The 1,682-nt window shown below is 55.4% G+C and carries 2 protein-coding genes; one reads left to right on the plus strand and one right to left on the minus strand.

Features of this window, described 5'->3' with window-relative positions; translation table 11 throughout:
• The coding region (locus ACOVRA_RS10055; RefSeq protein WP_421720180.1) for an acyl-CoA dehydrogenase family protein at positions 1 to 1,165 on the minus strand (1,165 nt) is incomplete at its 3' end.
• Positions 1,166 to 1,413: 248 nt separating this feature from the next.
• Here ACOVRA_RS10055 and ACOVRA_RS10060 point away from each other — a divergent pair.
• A partial coding sequence (locus tag ACOVRA_RS10060; protein WP_421720181.1) for a CC_3452 family protein occupies positions 1,414 to 1,682 on the plus strand: 269 nt, incomplete at its 3' end.

Below are 1,682 nucleotides of genomic sequence, written 5' to 3' on the forward strand. Positions count from 1 at the left end.
CAAACGGCTTATGACGCGAATAGCCAATGCCACCATGGACTTGCATGGCTTGATCGGCGGCCTCGCAGCACAGACGATTGGCCCAGAAGTTACACATGGACACTTTGTCGGACAGGCGCTTTTCGACTTCGGGCTTGGTCATCTGATCCATTTCCCAAGCGGTCTTATAGATGAGAAGGCGCAGCATTTCGGCTTGGGTTGCAAGCTCCACCAAGGGCCATTGAATGGCTTGGTTCTTGGCTAAAGCCTCGCCAAACGGTTTGCGCTCGCGGGCATAGGCCACGCTTTCCTCAATACAATAGACTGCTGCGCCTAGGGAAGATGCAGCTTGGCGGATACGGTTTTCATGCACAAAGTGCTGGGCCAAGGCCAAGCCAAATTCAGGCGGGCCGAACAGCGCGCTATCGGGCACCCACACGTCTTTGAAACTCACGCGGGGATGATCGGTCGGCATATTGAAGGTCCACAGATATTCTTCAATCTTCACGCCGGGGTCGTCCGCGGGCACAAAGAAGCACGAGATGCCGCGCGCTTCGCCCGCTTTTCCACTCGTCCGGGCAAAGAACATGCAATGGGTGGCGACATGCATGCCGGTGATCCACATTTTTTCACCATTCAAAAGCCAGCCGTCCACGCCGTCGCGGGTTTGGCGCACGCCTGTGCTCTCCATGTGCGTGGCATCGGAACCATGATTAGGCTCGGTCAAGCCAAAGGTCGCGATGAACTCACCGCGCAGACTTTTGGGCAGAAGCGTCTCCTTCTGCTCAGGCGTACCAAAGTCGCGTAGCATCAAGGCACCTGGCATATTGCCAACGATGGAATGCTCGTTCTGCAGGTCATTATGCAGGCCCAAGCCCTTTTTGGCCAAATGCTCACGGATGATGGCCATGGCGAGATTGCTGCCGTCTTTGCCGCCGAATTCAGCTGGCAGCGCAAAGCGGTAGTGACCAGCTGCATCGGCGCGCCGGCGGGCTTGGCCCAACAAAGCCTCCCATTCGTGGCGCGGCAAACCCTGATTCTCAAAATCGGTGCGTGCCCATTCGCGACGATGGTCAAAGAAGCGCATATTATCGTCTGCTTCTTCTAACGGCTTGATCTCGCGCGCGATAAACGCATCCAACTCAATCAGATAATCCGCGATTTCCTTAGGTATGGTGAAATCCATGTGCCGCTCTCCCCTGCGCTATGGCCGTCTACGGGCTCTGCGCTTGACCTTATCGATAGGGCTAAGCGTTGCAACTGATTTATGGGCAGCAGCACACGGACGGTAACGAACTCTGACAAAATTGTGACTGCTGAATAAAATACAGTATGTTCATTTTTCTCTTGCAACCGTTCGCAAGAGTCTTTACGGAAGGGTCAACGAGGACAAAAAGCCCGTTATTCTGAAACCTTTTTTTAAGGAGCCTCCCCATGCGCTTCAAGACACTTGTCGCCGGATTTGCTTTTGCTTTGACCGCCACCGCAGCCCTGGCTGCTTACAACAATGTTGTTGTGAAACTGAAAACCCCAGTTGCTGAAGCCTCTGACAGCGTGATCGTATTGGGCGCTGCTTGGAGCTGCGCAGGCGACACCTGCACCTCCGTGCTGGACCGCAAGACTGCACAAGTCCGCGACTGCCGCCAGGTTGCAAAGGCCCTCGGCCCTGTCGCCAGCTTCAGCGTTGGTGGCTCGAGCCTTGA

Source organism: Aquidulcibacter sp. (assembly GCF_049239865.1).
Classification (GTDB): Bacteria; Pseudomonadota; Alphaproteobacteria; order Caulobacterales; family Aquidulcibacteraceae; genus Aquidulcibacter.